This is a genomic window from Sinomicrobium pectinilyticum (assembly GCF_003725735.1).
Taxonomy (GTDB): Bacteria; Bacteroidota; Bacteroidia; order Flavobacteriales; family Flavobacteriaceae; genus Sinomicrobium; species Sinomicrobium pectinilyticum.
The window spans coordinates 22,026-38,252 of sequence record NZ_RJTM01000086.1; the positions used below are offsets into that span (position 1 = coordinate 22,026).

At 44.0% G+C, this 16,227-nt stretch carries 17 protein-coding genes; 9 read left to right on the forward strand and 8 right to left on the reverse strand.

The genetic code is table 11. The features are described 5' to 3' along the window. Positions 1 to 45: 45 nt before the first annotated feature. The 7 genes from ED312_RS12190 to ED312_RS12220 all read right to left on the reverse strand — a co-directional run bounded on the left by ED312_RS12190 (position 46) and on the right by ED312_RS12220 (position 6,828). A complete protein-coding gene (locus ED312_RS12190) occupies positions 46 to 396 on the reverse strand; it encodes a n-acetylglutamate synthase (RefSeq protein ID WP_123216298.1) in 351 nt (116 codons plus the stop codon). A 116-nt stretch (positions 397 to 512) separates the two neighbouring features. After that, positions 513 to 1,784, reverse strand: a complete 1,272-nt coding sequence (locus ED312_RS12195; RefSeq protein WP_123216299.1) for a DUF58 domain-containing protein — start codon at positions 1,782 to 1,784, stop codon at positions 513 to 515. Between the two features lie 90 nt (positions 1,785 to 1,874). After that, positions 1,875 to 2,963 carry an AAA family ATPase gene (locus ED312_RS12200; RefSeq protein WP_123216300.1) on the reverse strand — a complete coding sequence of 363 codons (1,089 nt, stop codon included), beginning with the start codon at positions 2,961 to 2,963 and terminating at the stop codon, positions 1,875 to 1,877. A gap of 2 nt (positions 2,964 to 2,965) precedes the next feature. Next, positions 2,966 to 4,177, reverse strand: a complete 1,212-nt coding sequence (locus ED312_RS12205) for a DUF4350 domain-containing protein (protein ID WP_123216301.1) — start codon at positions 4,175 to 4,177, stop codon at positions 2,966 to 2,968. After that, positions 4,174 to 4,899, reverse strand: a complete 726-nt coding sequence (locus ED312_RS12210; RefSeq protein WP_170164505.1) for a DUF4129 domain-containing protein — start codon at positions 4,897 to 4,899, stop codon at positions 4,174 to 4,176. Before ED312_RS12210 ends, ED312_RS12205 begins: the two co-directional genes overlap by 4 nt. Before the next feature lie 10 nt (positions 4,900 to 4,909). Continuing rightward, complete coding sequence (locus ED312_RS12215) at positions 4,910 to 5,863, reverse strand: hypothetical protein (RefSeq protein ID WP_123216303.1); 954 nt, start codon at positions 5,861 to 5,863, stop codon at positions 4,910 to 4,912. After that, entirely contained in the window at positions 5,860 to 6,828 is a 969-nt protein-coding gene (locus ED312_RS12220; RefSeq protein WP_123216304.1) for a stage II sporulation protein M, read from the reverse strand. The genes ED312_RS12215 and ED312_RS12220 overlap by 4 nt, the downstream gene beginning before the upstream one ends. 253 nt (positions 6,829 to 7,081) lie before the next feature. Here ED312_RS12220 and ED312_RS12225 point away from each other — a divergent pair, with 253 nt between their 5' ends. The 9 genes from ED312_RS12225 to ED312_RS12270 all read left to right on the forward strand — a co-directional run bounded on the left by ED312_RS12225 (position 7,082) and on the right by ED312_RS12270 (position 15,739). Then, positions 7,082 to 7,825 carry an RDD family protein gene (locus ED312_RS12225; protein WP_123216305.1) on the forward strand — a complete coding sequence of 248 codons (744 nt, stop codon included), beginning with the start codon at positions 7,082 to 7,084 and terminating at the stop codon, positions 7,823 to 7,825. Between the two features lie 69 nt (positions 7,826 to 7,894). After that, entirely contained in the window at positions 7,895 to 8,509 is a 615-nt protein-coding gene (locus ED312_RS12230; protein ID WP_123216306.1) for a trimeric intracellular cation channel family protein, read from the forward strand. Positions 8,510 to 8,607: 98 nt separating this feature from the next. Continuing rightward, positions 8,608 to 9,486, forward strand: a complete 879-nt coding sequence (locus ED312_RS12235; RefSeq protein ID WP_123216307.1) for a Mur ligase domain-containing protein — start codon at positions 8,608 to 8,610, stop codon at positions 9,484 to 9,486. An 81-nt stretch (positions 9,487 to 9,567) separates the two neighbouring features. Next, on the forward strand, positions 9,568 to 10,263 hold the full coding sequence (gene radC, locus ED312_RS12240) for a RadC family protein (protein WP_123216308.1): 696 nt from the start codon (positions 9,568 to 9,570) through the stop codon (positions 10,261 to 10,263). A gap of 162 nt (positions 10,264 to 10,425) precedes the next feature. Continuing rightward, positions 10,426 to 11,688, forward strand: a complete 1,263-nt coding sequence (locus ED312_RS23770; protein WP_240643094.1) for a polysaccharide deacetylase family protein — start codon at positions 10,426 to 10,428, stop codon at positions 11,686 to 11,688. 37 nt (positions 11,689 to 11,725) lie between these two features. Then, positions 11,726 to 12,433, forward strand: coding sequence for a YjjG family noncanonical pyrimidine nucleotidase (locus ED312_RS12255; RefSeq protein WP_123216348.1), 708 nt, complete (start codon positions 11,726 to 11,728; stop codon positions 12,431 to 12,433). Continuing rightward, entirely contained in the window at positions 12,433 to 12,978 is a 546-nt protein-coding gene (locus tag ED312_RS12260) for a hypothetical protein (RefSeq protein WP_123216311.1), read from the forward strand. The genes ED312_RS12255 and ED312_RS12260 overlap by 1 nt, the downstream gene beginning before the upstream one ends. Beyond that, positions 12,975 to 14,405, forward strand: coding sequence for a DUF5723 family protein (locus ED312_RS12265; protein WP_123216312.1), 1,431 nt, complete (start codon positions 12,975 to 12,977; stop codon positions 14,403 to 14,405). The genes ED312_RS12260 and ED312_RS12265 overlap by 4 nt, the downstream gene beginning before the upstream one ends. Positions 14,406 to 14,611: 206 nt before the next feature. Beyond that, the gene (locus ED312_RS12270) at positions 14,612 to 15,739 is read left to right on the forward strand and encodes an aminotransferase class V-fold PLP-dependent enzyme (protein ID WP_123216313.1); all 1,128 of its coding nucleotides are present in this window, start codon (positions 14,612 to 14,614) and stop codon (positions 15,737 to 15,739) included. Position 15,740: 1 nt separating this feature from the next. Here the strand turns inward: ED312_RS12270 and ED312_RS12275 are convergent, their stop codons facing one another. After that, a complete protein-coding gene (locus tag ED312_RS12275) occupies positions 15,741 to 16,223 on the reverse strand; it encodes a DUF192 domain-containing protein (RefSeq protein WP_123216314.1) in 483 nt (160 codons plus the stop codon). Positions 16,224 to 16,227 lie beyond the last annotated feature (4 nt).

The following is a 16,227-nucleotide window of genomic DNA, read 5'->3' on the forward strand; positions in this document are numbered from 1 at the left end:
TCCAAATAAGAAAAGAACATGTGTAAGGCGCGGAATTCCGCGCCTTTATTTTTGGAAAATCTCTTCAATTACCGAATGCCCTTCGGATTCGTCCCCCGAAGTCCATTGCCAGGTTTCGTGGAGCCTTATCCTGCCATCGGATAGAATTTCAGGCACAGACCTGCATGTGCCGGTCATTAACTCTCCCGAGGTGTTTACCTGGTGATAACGCATTTCTATAACTCCTTCGAAATCTACTATTCCTACCAGGTGACCGCAACGTATCTTTCCTCCTTTATATTCGGAAGTCAGGATATTTCCCTCTTGTTTATATAAAAAAACGGTTTCGGAAGAGGTCTCTCCGTTTTTCGTATTACTTACGGGGCGGAAAACCCGGTTGTCGTAATTGATTTTCATCACAGAATATTGTTTGTATGTTAAAATCGAATACCAAAATTAAGATCTTTATCTTTAAAGGAAAATCTGACCCGTTAAATGGCGTGGCATAACTCTTACGGTTTTAACTATAATAGTTATAACAGTCCCCTGGCTTTTATCTCCAGGTATTTGTTAATGGTATCCACAGTAAGATTTTCCGGTGTGGTTAATATGGAATAGATACCGTATTTTCTCAGTTCATTGACAATAAGCCGTTTTTCGAAGGCAAATTTTTCTGCAATGACCTTGTCATAAACCTGCTGAATGGTTTCTGCCCGGTTTTGTATCAGATTATTGAGTTCGGTATTTTTAAAGAAAATAACTACGAGCAAGTGGTTTTTGGCGATACCTTTTAAATAGGGTAACTGCCGGTGAAGCCCGTCCAGCGTTTCAAAGTTGGTGTAAAGCAGGATGAGGCTGCGGTTGGTAATACTGCGTTTAATATCGGCATATAAACGGCTGAAATCCGACTCAAAGAAATCTGTTTCTATATTGTAAAGTGTTTCCAGGATAAGCCCCATCTGGGAAGACCGTCGTTCCGCCACAACAATATTTTCCACTTTTTTGGAAAAGGTGAACATACCCGCCTTATCCTGTTTTTTTAGCACAACATTGCTGATTACCAGGGTGGCATTAACGGCATAATCAAGTAGGCTCAGCCCTTCGAAAGGCATTTTCATCACGCGTCCCTTGTCTATTACGGAATAAACGGGTTGCGACTTTTCGTCCTGGAACTGGTTTACCATTAGCTGGTTTTTCTTGGCGGTAGCCTTCCAGTTCAACGTGCGAAGATCATCCCCTTGTACATATTCTTTTATCTGCTCAAATTCCATGGTATGGCCTATCCTGCGGATCTTTTTAATTCCGTACTGGTGCAGACGGTGGGAAAAGGCCATAAGATCGTACTTTCGGAGCTGGAGAAAAGAGGGATAGGTAGGCACCATGGCATCGTCTGAGAAAATATACCGTTTGGAGACCAGCCCTAATGCAGAAGAGATAAAAATATTCAGTTTCCCGAAATAATATTCGCCCCGTTGGGTAGGCCGCAGATCATATTCTAAGGTATGTGTGGCCGAAGCAGCCAGTTTCCGGTCGATCCGGAAATTACGCACCTGGAATTGTTCGGGAATTTCATCGATTATTCTGGCATAGACGGGAAAAGTATGGTAATTGTCTATGCTGATCTTTATGGGATTCTCATCGCCGTTGGACAATTTCTCCGGAAGTACCCGCTCTGCGTTTATGCCTGTTTTGGTGAAAAAGAGAATGAGAATATCCAGAAAAGTAAATGCCAGCAAAATAATAAGCCCTAATTGGGCAGGGAAAAACAGCCTGTTAAAAATGAAACTGATAATGAACAGGACCATTACGATTATACAGCCGTAAAAAAAACGGTTTTGAAGATATAGAGGTTTTAAAAATTTCAATGCTCTTTTTTCTAAGTTGTGTTTATTCCGTTACCGGGGTATTTCAACCGCCTGTATGATCTGCTGTATTACCTGTTTACCGGTTACACCCTCCATTTCCCGCTCCGGGGTAATAATAATGCGGTGTTGCAGTACGGGGACGGCCACTTCTTTAATATCTTCGGGGGTGACAAAATCACGTCCGTTAATTGCGGCATAGGCTTTGGAAGCTTTCAGTATGGCAATAGATGCCCGCGGAGAAGCGCCGAGATATAAAAACGGATTGTTCCTGGTATTGATAATCAGTTCCGCTATGTACTTCAGCAAGTGCGGTTCTACCAGGACATCATTGACCAGTTTCTGATAGGTAAATACCTGTTCCCTGGTAAGGAAAGCTGTTACTTTATCCGTTTTTTTGGTTTCCTTGAGCTGATGTTCCCTGGATATGATCTCTATTTCTTCTTCCAGGGAAGGGTATGCCACATTGATCTTAAAAAGAAAACGGTCGAGTTGTGCTTCCGGAAGCCGATATGTTCCTTCCTGTTCTACCGGGTTTTGGGTGGCCAGCACCATAAAAGGCGGCTCCAGGACATAACGCTGTCCGTCCATGGTAATCTGCCTTTCTTCCATCACCTCAAAGAGGGCGGCCTGGGTTTTGGCAGGTGCCCGGTTTATCTCATCGATCAGGAGCATGTTGGCGAATACAGGTCCTTTTTTAAATTCAAATTCCGATTTTTTCAGGTCAAATACCGAGGTCCCGAGTATGTCGGAAGGCATCAGGTCCGGTGTGAATTGGATCCGGCTGAAGTCTACCGTCAGCGCTTTGGAGAGCAGTTTTGCCGTAATGGTCTTGGCAACACCGGGAACACCCTCGATAAGAACATGCCCGTCAGCCAGCAATGCAGTAATGAGCATGTTTATCATATGTTTCTGCCCGACGATAACTTTGGAAAGCTCCCCCCTGATCTGTTCCACGGCAGACTGAAGCCCCGAGAGGTCTATGCGTGACCGGAATTCCAGTTCGCCGGAAGCAGAGGTTTTTCCTGTGTTGTTTTCTTCTTTCGGGATTTCGGTGTTTCCACTGTCCTGATTTATATTCTGTCCCGTAATTTCTTCAGGATTATGTTCTTGTTCGCTCATATTTATTTTTCTTTTCTGATATTGTTCCGGGAATGAAATTGTTCGATGGCCCGGTTTAGTTCCAGCAGGTCCTGTTCCGTACAATCGGGTTTGGATTGGAGCCGTATGATGCGGTCTACCAGTTTTTTTATAACATCTTTATTTTTGCCGGTCTTTGCGGCCAGGTTACGAACGAATTTATCGTTTAAATCGTTTGTTTCCAAATAATAATCGCTGCGTATCTTTTCCAGGAAATAGGTGATCTTCTTATCTACCAGGTTGGTGTGGTCCCTGGTTTCGTAATACAGGTTGCCTATGGTTTTGGTAAAGGCCACAGTTGTGTTCTCCACGGGAGGAATAATTTTTACAATACGTTGCTTTCTCTTGGCGTTAAATATCATAAATACCAGTAATGCAGCCATACCGATATACCATGCCCACCTCAGGGCCGGTTGTGATAAAATATACCGGAGCGGGGAATTTCCCAGTTCCGCACTCAGCCGGTCTTTGCAGTCGAAATAAAGTCCGCCCTGCGGCAGATAGGAGAGGACATCCGCTACATATTGATGATTATTACCTTTTAACAGATAATAATTGGTAAATATATAGGGGTAGGTATGCAACAGGAAATATCCGTCCCCATAGGCTATCTTCACAAAATTGATCTTTTCTTTCCCGAAATTCTGGTATCCCAGAACAGTGGTGTTGACGGAATCCAGTTTGGAAAAACAGGTGCTCATCATGCCGTTATCCACAGGAATGGAATCTTTTTTCAACCGGGAATTGGCAAGGGTTATTTTTCCCTTGCTTTTCATACTGAAATCATATTCGGAAGCAAAACCCAGGGAATCCTGTAGTTCGGCAGGCATATTTTCGGACGCGATAAATACAGTATTCCCGGCGGCGGCATATCTGAGGAGTTCGCGGGTAGAAGTTTCGTCGGGTATATAATACCTGTTAATGTACAGGTAACTGTTGTCCGAAATATAGGTAGAATCGACCGGATCGCACAGATCGGCAATAAATTCATAGGGGGATACTTTTACGTCTTTTACTCCCCCGGCAAAGAAAGATGGTAATTCCGAGTACAATACCTTGAGTCCGTACGGTTTGGTATGCTTTTCATTAAAAGTGGGGCTCCAGTCTACCGGCTCCGGTCGTGAAAACTCGAATATGGTCACTACAATGATCAGCAGAACCAGAATCCCGGTATATAACTTTATCCTGTTGTTCATTGGTTTACGGAGTTTATCAGCGCAGAAAAGGCACGGGCGGCATTGTCATACTGTGTACGGTCTATGTCAAACTCCCCGTACCAGATATAATTGTAGAGGTAGGAGGCATAACGGAAATCTTTTTGTAACCGGTGGTTTTCCAGTTCCCGGAGGTAATCGGAATTTGTTTTTTCGGCATCATAATCGATCAGCTCCCTTCCCGAGAGTTCTTTGAGCAGCCACAGATAGTAATACCGGACAGCTTCACGGTAATGTTGTCCGGAGACGGCATCGCTCACGAGTTGATGAAAATCCGTGGCGTGAATATTGTTTTCAATATCACGGGCAGCGATGATCTTGCGGTCGGACGGTTTGCGGAAAATCCATTGGCCTTCCCGGTTCATAATGGCCCTGACGATAAAATAGACCACGGCAATGAAAATCAGGATGTAGAAAACCTTCAGGAAAATATCGGCAATATTTTCTGCCTGGTGCCTGGAACTGAGCTTAAAGAGATCGATAAAGAACTGAATGATCGCTTCTTTGAGACGGGTAAACCAACCCGTGGCATTGGTTGTATCGTACTGGTATTCGGGCCCTGAATATTGTTGTCCGAAGCCTTCCGGAAATGTTCTTTTTTCCGGAGAAGAATTATCGATGCGCAAACTGTCCGCCGTCTCCCGGGCAAAGGACAGGGCGCCGAAGAAAAAACAGAAAATAAAAGATAAAAAATACTTCTTCAACACCATTTTTTTAATCCTCCGACCGGCCGATCTGATCTATGACCGAGGAGGTGTTTATATTTTCGCTTTCTTCTTTCAGACTAAAATAGATAATACCCTGGTTTATTTGTATGACAGTATTCCCCAGAAGACTTAGAAGAAAAGCAAACAAATAAACAAAGAGTATAAGTGTAAAAAATAACATGGCATTTTCTTCGGCATTGGCATCCAGCCCGGAGGGGCTTATCACAATGGAAAAAATACCCGCCATGTAGGGGATAAGCGTAACGGCACCTTGAATGATCTGTACCATCAGATAAAAGAGAGCCACACACCCTACCGATGTCCAGAAACGTTTGGTGGTTAACTGAAAACCATATCCGAAACAGTCAAATACACCTTTATCCGAATTAAGGTACTCCATCAGGGCATTGTTATATGTAAGCGTGATGGCCCCTAAAAGAACGGGTAGTAAAAATATTCCGATTATGGTAATGAACAGGATGAACATGGCAATCCCTGCCCCGAGAAAAACGGCCAGGGACAATAATACGGAAGCCAGTATGTAAATGATAAGTTTACCGATATTGTCTTTTATAGCCTTAACAATATCCTTTCCCGTAAAGTCATTGGAACCTTTCCTGGAATAGAGCAGCATATATACCGGTGTATAGGTATAGGTCAGAAAAGCCACAAAAACGGCAACCGCTATAAACAAACAGAGAAAAATCAGGACAACGATACCATTGTTGTTAAAGTAATTCTCTATTGCCGTATCGGGGCTGCCACCGCCCGGGGTGAAGGACGATGTCATTAAAGAGGTATAAACCTTTATGAAAAAGTACATAAGTACCATAAGAATCAGTATAAACCCTCCGTTTATGACGAAAAAATGTTTGAAGAAATGTTTTCCGTTTTGCTTTATAAAAGCAAACGTATCGGAAAATAATTCCCCGAAATCCCTTTTCCTGTAAAGCTGTATCATAAATGCGGATTGATTTTTCTGGTTACCATAAAAGGATAAAAAATATAATAGAAGGTAATGAACGCAAGAGTAGCAAGGATAATGGTTACCGAGAGCGCATTTGGCATGGCTGCGGAATAACGGGTAACAAAACCTTCCAGAAAACCGGCCATAACAAAGAAGGGAAAGGTGCTGAGAAGTATCTTTATCCCGTCTTTAAAAGCCATTTTAAAGGAAGTTTTTCTGGAATATGTACCAGGGAAGAGTATGCCCGCACCAAGAATAAAGCCGGCAGCACCTGTTACTACGATGGCAAATATTTCCATGGCACCGTGTATCCATATGCCGCGGACACTTTCCCACAAAACTCCTTCGGCCTGGAACATGTACTGAAATGCCCCCAGCATAATGCCGTTTTGCAATAATATCCACCCGGTGCCGAGTCCGCCGAAAATGCCATAGACAAATGCCCGCATTCCTACATAGATATTGTTAATGGTAATACCTATGAAACTGCCCCAGTTACTTCCGCTTTTGTAAACAGCTACCGGGTCCCCGTTCTGTATATTGTCGAGGGTCATGTTTACATAGCCGTCCCCGAGTATCAGGCGTACGAAAGTATCGTCATATGCAGCCGATACGGCTCCGATGGCCGCAAAGGCAAAAAAGAGAATAAAGGCATAGGCAAAATATCTCCGGTACTGATATACCGTCATCGGGACCTCCGTCCGGAAAAAATACAGGAATCGATTGGTCTCCTGTCGTTTAGTCCGGTATATTCGCTGAAAGGCCCGGGCTGCCAGTTGATTGAGATATGCTATGACCTTGCTTTTCGGGTAGTAGGTCTGGGCATACGACAGGTCATTGATGAGATGGATGTATAAAGTGGCCAGCTCATCCGGGTTTTTAAACCGTTGGTTGAAAACAGCTTTTTCAAAGTTGAGCCATTTTTCTTTATTTTGTTTTATGAAGGCTACTTCTCTCATAGTCCTGGTTAAATGCTCGCGGTATTGAGTAGTTCCGCCGGAGACATGCGATAGTACGTCAAATAAGGCGTGTTGAAAGTGTAAAGTTAAAATAAAACTGATACTTTTACATCGGGCGCACGGTTATTTTGTTCAAATATACCGGATTTAAGGGATGGATACAATGACTGCCGGTACAGTAATTTAGAGGTGAAAAATAATGCTATACGGCAATTGCCGCTCCGCATGCGATTAAATATCAGAAGACAGTGATATGGCAGAACTACAAATAAATACAACCCAGAACGTTAATATCAGTTTTACTGCTGCTTCCGTAGGAGAACGTATCCTTGCCTATATTATTGATATGCTCATAAAAGTGGCCTATGCCGTGGTGGTTTACCAGATATTGTTCCGGCTTCTGGCGTTTGACCGTTTACTGAGCGGAATGGACCAATGGTCGCAGATAGCTGTTGTACTGATCTTCTTTCTGCCTTTTATATTCTATACCCTTTTGTTCGAATCCATGCTCGAAGGGCAAACCCCCGGCAAGAGGCTGCTCAAGATTAAAGTAGTGAAAATAGACGGTTATCAGGCTTCGTTCCCGGATTATCTCATCCGATGGTTTCTCAGGATAGTGGATATCAATATGCTTAGTGGTATCATTGCCATTATCAGTATTGTGGCCAGTGAAAAAAGCCAGCGGCTGGGCGATATGACAGCGGGTACTTCGGTAATAAGTCTGAAAAACAAGGTAACCATAGACCACACGATCCTGGAAAACCTGCAGGAAGGCTACCAGCCTGTATATCCTTCCGTGATCCGTTTATCCGATAATGATACACGGATTATTAAAGAGACCTTTTTGTCAGCCAAAAAATCAAGGGACAGACTGGTGATGCTGAAACTGAAGACAAAAATAGAAGAAGTGATACAGGTGAAGGCGGTGGAGCCGGATGTGAACTCATTTATAGACAGGGTACTTAAGGATTATAATTATTTTACTCAAAAAATGTAGAAGCGGAAGCAATCCGCTGCAGATAGACCAATCAAACGGATGCCTGAAAACCCATAAACCCAAATTGGAATGTTTTACCTTGTTATAGATCTTCTCGGTGTGGTATCCTTTGCCATATCGGGCGTTCTGGCGGCTTTGCAGAAAAAACTGGATATTTTCGGCGTTTTTATTATTGCTTTTGTCACGGCCGTAGGGGGCGGAACTATCCGCGATATCCTCATCGGAACGGAACCTGTCACCTGGCTCCAGGACAATGTATATATGTACACAATTATCATAACGGTAATTTTTGCGTTGATCTTTAAGGAAAAGCTGAAGTATCTGCGTACGTCCCTTTTTCTTTTTGATACCATAGGAATAGGCCTTTATACATTAGTGGGGATAGAAAAAGGTCTGGCAGTGGAATTGAGTGCCGTAATGTGCGTTGTTCTGGGCACCATTACCGCCTGCTTCGGAGGGGTCGTCCGCGATATTTTATGTAATGATATCCCTGTGATCTTCCATAGGGAGATCTATGCCACCGCATGTGTAGTGGGGGCAGTGGCTTATTTTTTGTTGAGGTCACTGCCGGTATCCGATGATGTGGTTTTTATAGCATCCATTCTTATCGTTATTGCCATAAGGTTACTGGCGGTGAAATTTCAACTTGCCCTTCCGAGTATCTATGGAAAAAACGGGAAGTGAGTTATTGTCCTCCGGCCTTAATCCCACCTGAGTTTTCCCGTTTTTTAGTGCTTTTATAAATCTCCTTTTTTACCTTTACGCGCAGAAATAAATTTCGTATGCATCTACATTGTATTGGAATAGGAGAAGACAAACTATATACTCTTGCCCGCGCCCTGCGGGAATGTGGATATGTGGTAAGTGGCAGTGGTGAGGATATCTCCGCTGCGCAAAAATCCGAAATGGAAGAAGAGGGATGGCCGGTAACCGGTGAGACCCCTTCGGCCGGACAGATACACACCGGACTGGAAGGAGTAATAACCGGGGCCCATGTAAAACCGGATCACCCGGAATTGCTGAAAGCTGCTGATCTGGAAATAAAAATTTATTCCGTTCCGGAATTCTTGTATGAATTTGCCCGCTATAAGACCCGGGTAGTTATAGGAGGCGATTCGGGAAGGGCTGCCATAGCATCCGTAATACTGCACGTGCTGGAATATCACAACAGGGAAGTAGACCATGTAATCTCCGGTGAACCGGAGCATACGGCACACCTTACGAAAGACAATGACTTTATACTTCTTACGGGTAATGACCTGCCTTCGTCTGAAACGGATAAAACCCCGGAATTTCACTGGTACCGGCCCAATATTGCCCTGTTAAGCGGAATGGGTGCGGAAACGGAAACCGAAGAACATTTCCGGATTTTTGTAGACCGTATAGTTAAGGGAGGCATTGCAGTCTATAACGAGGAAGATGAAAAACTGAAAACCATAGTGGAAACGTCCGAAAATCCTATCCGCAAACATCCGTACGGCCGACCGGAATACGAAGAGGAGAACGGGGCTATTATACTGGATACACCGGAAGGACCGATGCCTCTCGAACTGCCGGATGAACTGGCATTGCATCACCTTGCCGGCGCAAAATGGATCTGTCAGCATATGGGAGTAGATGAAGACGATTTTTATGAAGCGATCGCTGCATATGGTATGTAAAGGTTAAAACGGGTTTTTCATGTGTGGGTAAATTTGTAAAAATCCCATCAAAAACTTTATCTTTATGCAAAATACGACCGCATGGAAAAAACGGCATCCTTTTCCATAAAGAACTGGAAAGAAGATGACAGACCACGAGAAAAGTTATCACAGAAAGGCAGGGAAGTACTCACCGATGCCGAACTCATAGCCATACTGTTAGGAAGCGGCAATAAAGATGAAAGTGCCGTAGGACTTTCCAAGCGGATATTGTCTGCTGCAAATAACAACCTCAATGAACTGGGGAAATTTTCCATAAGACAGCTCACACAGTTCAAAGGAATAGGGGATGCCAAGGCTATTACTATTGCTGCTGCTCTCGAACTGGGCAGGAGACGACGGAAGGAAGAGGCCCTGGAGCGGATGAAAATAATCAGCAGCAAATCGGTATTTGAACTTATGCAGCCCATAGTGGGAGAACTCCCTCATGAAGAGTTCTGGATCATATATCTCAACAATTCCAATAAGGTCATACAATATGTTCAATTGAGCAAAGGAGGGATTACGGGGACATTGGTAGATGTTAGGCTGGTGATGAAACGCGCCCTCGAACTGGGAGCTACCGCCATAGTACTGGTACATAATCATCCTTCGGGTACTTTGCTGCCGAGTGAAGCAGATAAACAACTCACACAAAAGCTGAAAACAGCCTCCGAAAGCCTGGATATCAGTGTTCTGGATCATTTGATCATTACGGAAGAAAACTATTTCAGTTTTGCGGACCAGAGAATACTGTGAGCCCGGAATGCGAGATACCGTTTTTGAAGCATTCGCAGAGAAAAGGTATGTATACGGGCTTGCCGGGTCTGTGGTTGTTGCCATAGCTGTCAAATGCCAACGGAAAGAACAGGAATGTTATTAGTCTATACACATAAGATCACGCCGAGGGTTACTTATATCATGAAGCACGTTTTTAAGAATATGCTTCAGACAGAAGTTGCCATAACGGCCAAAGTAGAAGACTTCATTGCACATACGGGACCGAAGATCACCTATACCCGGCATCCGCTGCAAAATGAGTTTTTCGTGCGCAGCCATGATATCCTTTTTGAACAGGGCATTACCACCCTGGAAATCAATGTGCAATCATGGGAAGATGTCCCCTGCTTTTTCGGCATAGGGGATAAAGGAAGCATCCCTTTTGATATTTTTGCCGCCAGTTTTTATCTTTTGAGCAGGTACGAGGAATATCTGCCCCACGTAAAAGACGAGCACGGAAGATATCCCGCCAGGGAAAGCCTTGCCTGGGAGCACGGTTTCCTGGAGGTGCCGGTCATCGATTACTGGGTAAGAAAATTAGCCGTGGCCCTGAGCAAAAGGTTCCCGGAAGAAAATTTCGGGAAAAGGAAAACCGGGTATGTTTCGGTTATGGATATTGCTGTGGCCTATGCTTACAGGAAAAAGGGAATTATCCGTACCCTGGCCGGGACATTAATGGATATAACTGCCTTTAAGATCAACAAGGTGCTGGAAAGATACATGGTGTTACTGGGACTGAAAAAGGACCCTTATGACTATTTTGAGGAGTTGATCGAGGCGCATAAAAAATACGGAACGGAAGCCCTCTTTTTCTTCCTGCTGGGTGATTATTCGGCATTTGACAAGAACATACCTTATAATAAGGGATCATTTCGGACGCTGATTAAGTCGGTAGCTGATTACCATATTGTGTCGCTTATGATGTCGTATTATGCCGTAAATGATGTGGCACGGCTTAAGAAGGAGCGAAAACGCCTGATAAATATTATTAACAGGCCGGTGAAAAGGGCAAGGGCCCGCTATAACCGCCTCCTTATACCCGATACCTTTAAAGATGAGGTAGAAGCCGGGTTTAATGAAGATTATACTATGGGATATTCCAATTTTCCGGGGTTCCGGGCGGGAACCTGTACCCCTTTTCATTTTTATGATATTAGTTACGAGATACAGCTTCCGTTGAAAATAAATCCGTTTTGTGTCCAGGATTCTGCCCTGACAGCCTTTGAAAGCGGAGAAAAGGCGATAGCAAAAATGCAGGAACTCTATAGCAGAATACAACAGGTAGGAGGGGATTTTATTACCGTATTTTCCAACGAAAGGTGGATAGAAGAAACACAGGTGAATTTACGGAATGTATATATGCGGTGGATAGCATATGTTGCGGAAAATGGAACGGATGAATAATAAAACACTGGCAACAGGCCAACCAAAAAGAAATTCAATGAGTACAACACAGTGGAGAGGAAATAACAAGATAACGGATGTCTTCTTTGACCTGGACCACACCCTGTGGGATTTTGAAAAAAACTCGGCACTGACTTTCGGACATCTCCTGGAAAAACATCGTATGGGAATCCCTCTCGGAGACTTCCTGGAGGTATATGTGCCGGTGAACCGCAAGTGCTGGGAAGAGTACCGGGAAGGGAGGATAGACCAGATAGAACTGCGCCGCCGCAGGCTCAGGGAGACTTTCTTTACCCTGGGAGCATCGGTAGAACATAACTTTATAGACCAGTTATCCGAAGATTATATCCGTTACCTTACGAAATACAACCATCTCTTCGATCATACCACCGAAATATTGTCTTATCTCAAGCCCGGATACCGATTGCATATTATTACCAACGGTTTTGACAAGGTGCAGGATAAAAAACTGTTTAATTCCGGGATCCACACTTATTTTACACATGTGGTCAATTCCGAAACTGCAGGGGTTAAAAAACCGCATCCCGCCATTTTTGAACACGCCCTGCAAAGGGCAGGTATAAAGGCGGAAAATTCCGTAATGATCGGTGATGATTTTGTGGCCGATATACAAGGGGCCATGAAAGTGGGAATGCATGCGATCCATTACAATACCCGGAAAGAAAGGGGAGGAGAGGAAGTTATTACCATCCATGACCTTCTGGAGATAAAAAAATATTTATAATGAGATTCAGGACACTGTATATTGCTCTCCTGTTACTGTCCGTATGCTGTATTACGGTATCCTGTCTTAAGGATGTGGACTTTGACCAGGTAAACGAATTTGAAATGAACCCCGTGGTGGAGAGCAGCCTGGTCCATTCTGAACTTCCCGTACCTGTAGTGGACAGCATTCCTTTTTCCCTGGTTTTGTCCGATACTACCCGCATAGAGTTGTTTTCCGATTCTTTTTCCGTAGATAACCTGGAAAAAGCGGAACTTTATTTTGAGACTTTAAGCACCGTCAGCCAGTCCTTGTCCGTAGACATACAGCTACTGGACGATTATTATATAGTCCTCGACGAATTGTCGATGTCCCTGCCGCCTTCAAACGGAGAAGAAGAGAGTTCCGTGGCAGAATTGATCTATACGGAGGAAAATATCGATAAACTTACCAATGTCACCCAAATCATTTTTTATATAACCATCCCCTATTTAGAAAACAGGAATGAAGAAGCTTATGTTAAATTAAAGTCGAAAGGGACCTTTTATTTACATATAGAGGGATGAGAAAAATATACCGGATAATTTTATGGAGTATGGTTTCCTTTTCTGCTTTAGGCCAGAACAAACCGGTATTGTATGATTTTACCGGAATACCCCAGTCCCTGCTCCTGAACCCGGGGGCCGAAGTGGATAATCGCTGGTATACGGGAATACCATTGTTGTCGGGAGTTCGCGCAAGCTTTGGTTCGGACGGGTTTTCGGTATATGATCTTTTTGCCGATAATGAAGTGAGCTTCAACGACAAGGTACGGGATCTTTTATTCCGTTTATCTTCCCGCGATGCCGTTATGGTCAACCAGCAACTGGAAATATTTAATATAGGCTTCAAGAATAACTGGAAGGGGAGGTATTATTATTCTTTCGGGATGTACCAGGAAGCAGATGCTTTTATGTACTGGCCGAAAGACCTGGCCATCCTGGCACATGAAGGAAACCGGGACTATCTGGGCAAACGTTTTAATTTCGGGCATCTTAACGCTTCAGCAGAAATGCTCACGGTGCTGCATTTCGGAGTTCGTAAAAAAGTCAGCGAACGTTTGTATGTAGGTGCCCGTGCCAAGCTATATTCCGGAATGATTAATTTTAATTCCACCGACAATTCGGGCTATTTTGTCACCGAGACCGGAGAAGAGAACTTCTACAGGCACCGGGTGGTTTCGGATGCGGTGTTGCATACTTCGGGCTATGTTTCGCTGAGGGAAATAGAAGAAGATGGAAACCAGGTGAAGAACGGTTGGAAAGAATTGCGCAGCCGTGCACTGTTCAGCGGAAATATGGGGCTGGGACTGGACTTCGGATTTACGTATCACCCCGCTAAGCAATGGACGGTTACGGGAAGTCTGCAGGACCTGGGATTTATCCGGTATACGGAAGATGTGGAGTCTTACAGCCTTAAAGGAAGTTATGAACTGGAAGGAATAGAGCTGATATTTCCTTCTATTATAGATGGTTCCGGAGAGGTCAGGGATTACTGGGAAGATCTTCGAAATGATATAGAGGAACAATTGCCCTATGATACGCTGCACAACAAGTATACGCTTATGCGACCGTGGAAACTGAACGGCTCCGTCCGTTATTCTTTCGGCATAAGGAGAAATAAAAAACGGTATTACCTGACCGATTATGAAAATTATGTCAACACCGTGGGGGCACAGTTTTTTATAGTAAACCGCCCCAGGGGGCCTTTACCTTCCGTTACCGGGTTTTTCAGCAGGAAACTGATGAAATCGCTGGAAGTAAAAGTCACGTATACCGCCGATAAATTTTCACAGACCAATATAGGGGCAGGGCTTTCCGCTTATATGAAAAATGTTCACTTTTACCTGCTTGCGGATAATATCCCCGGATTGTTCGACCTGGCTAAAACACATTACGCGTCTTTACAGTTCGGGTTTAATTATGTTTTTCCGCACTCGGGAGAACCTTATTAAGATAAGGAAAGGTGAAAAATCACTGACAGCATTGGATTGTCATTCTGTCTATATGTTTAATTTTATGCAAGAGGTTTACGGTAGCCCGGGCTGATTAACATAAGTAACGTTAACAGGCCCCCCTGTAAACTTTCAAGACCCTTTATGCAAGTAGTAGTGTTTGTACTAAATACCGGATGTATGAGCAACCGGGAAATTCTTAACCTATGATATTAGAAAATAAAAAAGATTTTTTTCATATTCCCGATGAAGTGACCTACCTGAACTGTTCCTACATGTCGCCGTTGTTGTATAGTGTTGAGCAGGCAGGGATAGACGGATTACAGTTGCGAAAAACTCCGTGGGAGTTAAAACCGGAAGACTGGTTTGCGCCTGCGGAAGAACTCAGAACGCTGTTTGCCCGTGTTATTAACGGAGATAAAGAACAGGTGGCACTGGTGCCTTCGGCCAGTTATGGTATTGCTATAGCCGCAAATAACATATTACCGGAACGCGGCCAGAATATAGTGGTGCTGGAACAGCAGTATCCATCCAATATCTACGCCTGGAGGGAACTTGCGAAACGATCGGGAGCAAAGATCATTACAGTGAAGAAGCGGCCGGAGCAAACGTGGACCCGGGCGGTACTCGAAAAAATAGATGACCGTACATGTCTTGTTGCCGTCCCCAATTGCCACTGGACGGACGGGGCAGTACTGGACCTGGAGCAAATAGGAGCAAGAACCCGGTCGGCAGGGGCCAAACTGGTGGTGGACGGAAGCCAGTCAGTAGGAGCTTATCCGCTGGACATCGCCAAAATACAGCCGGATTTTCTGGTCACCGTAGGTTACAAATGGCTTCTCGGGCCTTATGGGCTGGGTTATCTTTATGCCGATAAAAAATATACGGAAAACGGCCAGCCTATCGAATTTTCCTGGCTCAATAAGAAGGAAAGTGAGAATTTTTCTGGCCTGGTGGATTATAAGGATGCTTACCGGCCGGGAGCAAGAAGATTTGATTTCGGAGAGTTTTCAAGTACTATTCAGCTTCCCATGGCTGTTTCGGCACTTGCCCGGATATTGGAGTGGGGTGTTGAAAATATCCAGGAGACCATTTCGCTACTGACAGATGAAATAGAAAAGAGAGCGCTGGCATCGGAATATGAGACTGTTAAGAAATCAGATCGTGTGGGACATATGACAGGGATAAAAATTCCCGGCGATAAATCCCGGTCTCTCAAAAGCGAATTGGACAAACATAAAATCCATGTCAGTTTCCGGGGTGATAACATGCGGGTTGCCCCACACATTTATAACAATATGGGAGATATAGACAAGTTGTTTGCACTTTTGTAGGCTACCGGGCGAAATTCATATAATCCCCGGTCTGTAACCCCCATTTTTCGGCAAGTCCGGCATTAATTTCCAGTACATACCGGGCGGGTTCTCCGGAAGGCAGGGATTTTTCGTTTAAGGGTTCCGCATTAGCCCGAATACTCACTATTTTTTTGTCGGAATCAAAATAAATGATATCCAGGGGAATATTGGTGTTTTTCATATAGAAATAGCGGGGCTCTTCATCTTCAAAAATAAACAGCATTCCCCTGTTTTCCTTCATGGCAGTACGATACATAAGCCCTGTCTGTATTTTATATTCGTCATCTGCTATCTCTATTTCCAGTTTTTTTATGAACGTGCTGTCTGCCTTGTATAATTGCAGCTCACCATCCTTGGTAAAACTTACTTCCTGTTTTTTTACTGCATTGTGCTGCTTTTTATCTTTACAGGAAAACAGGGCAAGGCCTGTGAGAAGCAACAGATATACAGGTAATTTGTACATAACT

Excerpts from the sequence above, each read along its gene's own strand:
- ED312_RS12270 (WP_123216313.1), top strand. The coding sequence starts at position 14,612 with ATGATATTAGAAAATAAAAAAGATTTTTTTCATATTCCCGATGAAGTG.
- ED312_RS12260 (WP_123216311.1), top strand. The coding sequence starts at position 12,433 with ATGAGATTCAGGACACTGTATATTGCTCTCCTGTTACTGTCCGTATGC.
- radC (WP_123216308.1), top strand. The coding sequence starts at position 9,568 with ATGGAAAAAACGGCATCCTTTTCCATAAAGAACTGGAAAGAAGATGAC.
- ED312_RS12235 (WP_123216307.1), top strand. The coding sequence starts at position 8,608 with ATGCATCTACATTGTATTGGAATAGGAGAAGACAAACTATATACTCTT.
- ED312_RS12205 (WP_123216301.1), bottom strand. The coding sequence starts at position 4,177 with ATGAACAACAGGATAAAGTTATATACCGGGATTCTGGTTCTGCTGATC.
- ED312_RS12225 (WP_123216305.1), top strand. The coding sequence starts at position 7,082 with ATGGCAGAACTACAAATAAATACAACCCAGAACGTTAATATCAGTTTT.
- ED312_RS12215 (WP_123216303.1), bottom strand. The coding sequence starts at position 5,863 with ATGATACAGCTTTACAGGAAAAGGGATTTCGGGGAATTATTTTCCGAT.
- ED312_RS12195 (WP_123216299.1), bottom strand. The coding sequence starts at position 1,784 with ATGGTCCTGTTCATTATCAGTTTCATTTTTAACAGGCTGTTTTTCCCT.
- ED312_RS12275 (WP_123216314.1), bottom strand. The coding sequence starts at position 16,223 with ATGTACAAATTACCTGTATATCTGTTGCTTCTCACAGGCCTTGCCCTG.
- ED312_RS12230 (WP_123216306.1), top strand. The coding sequence starts at position 7,895 with ATGTTTTACCTTGTTATAGATCTTCTCGGTGTGGTATCCTTTGCCATA.
- ED312_RS23770 (WP_240643094.1), top strand. The coding sequence starts at position 10,426 with ATGAAGCACGTTTTTAAGAATATGCTTCAGACAGAAGTTGCCATAACG.
- ED312_RS12190 (WP_123216298.1), bottom strand. The coding sequence starts at position 396 with ATGAAAATCAATTACGACAACCGGGTTTTCCGCCCCGTAAGTAATACG.
- ED312_RS12265 (WP_123216312.1), top strand. The coding sequence starts at position 12,975 with ATGAGAAAAATATACCGGATAATTTTATGGAGTATGGTTTCCTTTTCT.
- ED312_RS12255 (WP_123216348.1), top strand. The coding sequence starts at position 11,726 with ATGAGTACAACACAGTGGAGAGGAAATAACAAGATAACGGATGTCTTC.
- ED312_RS12200 (WP_123216300.1), bottom strand. The coding sequence starts at position 2,963 with ATGAGCGAACAAGAACATAATCCTGAAGAAATTACGGGACAGAATATA.
- ED312_RS12220 (WP_123216304.1), bottom strand. The coding sequence starts at position 6,828 with ATGAGAGAAGTAGCCTTCATAAAACAAAATAAAGAAAAATGGCTCAAC.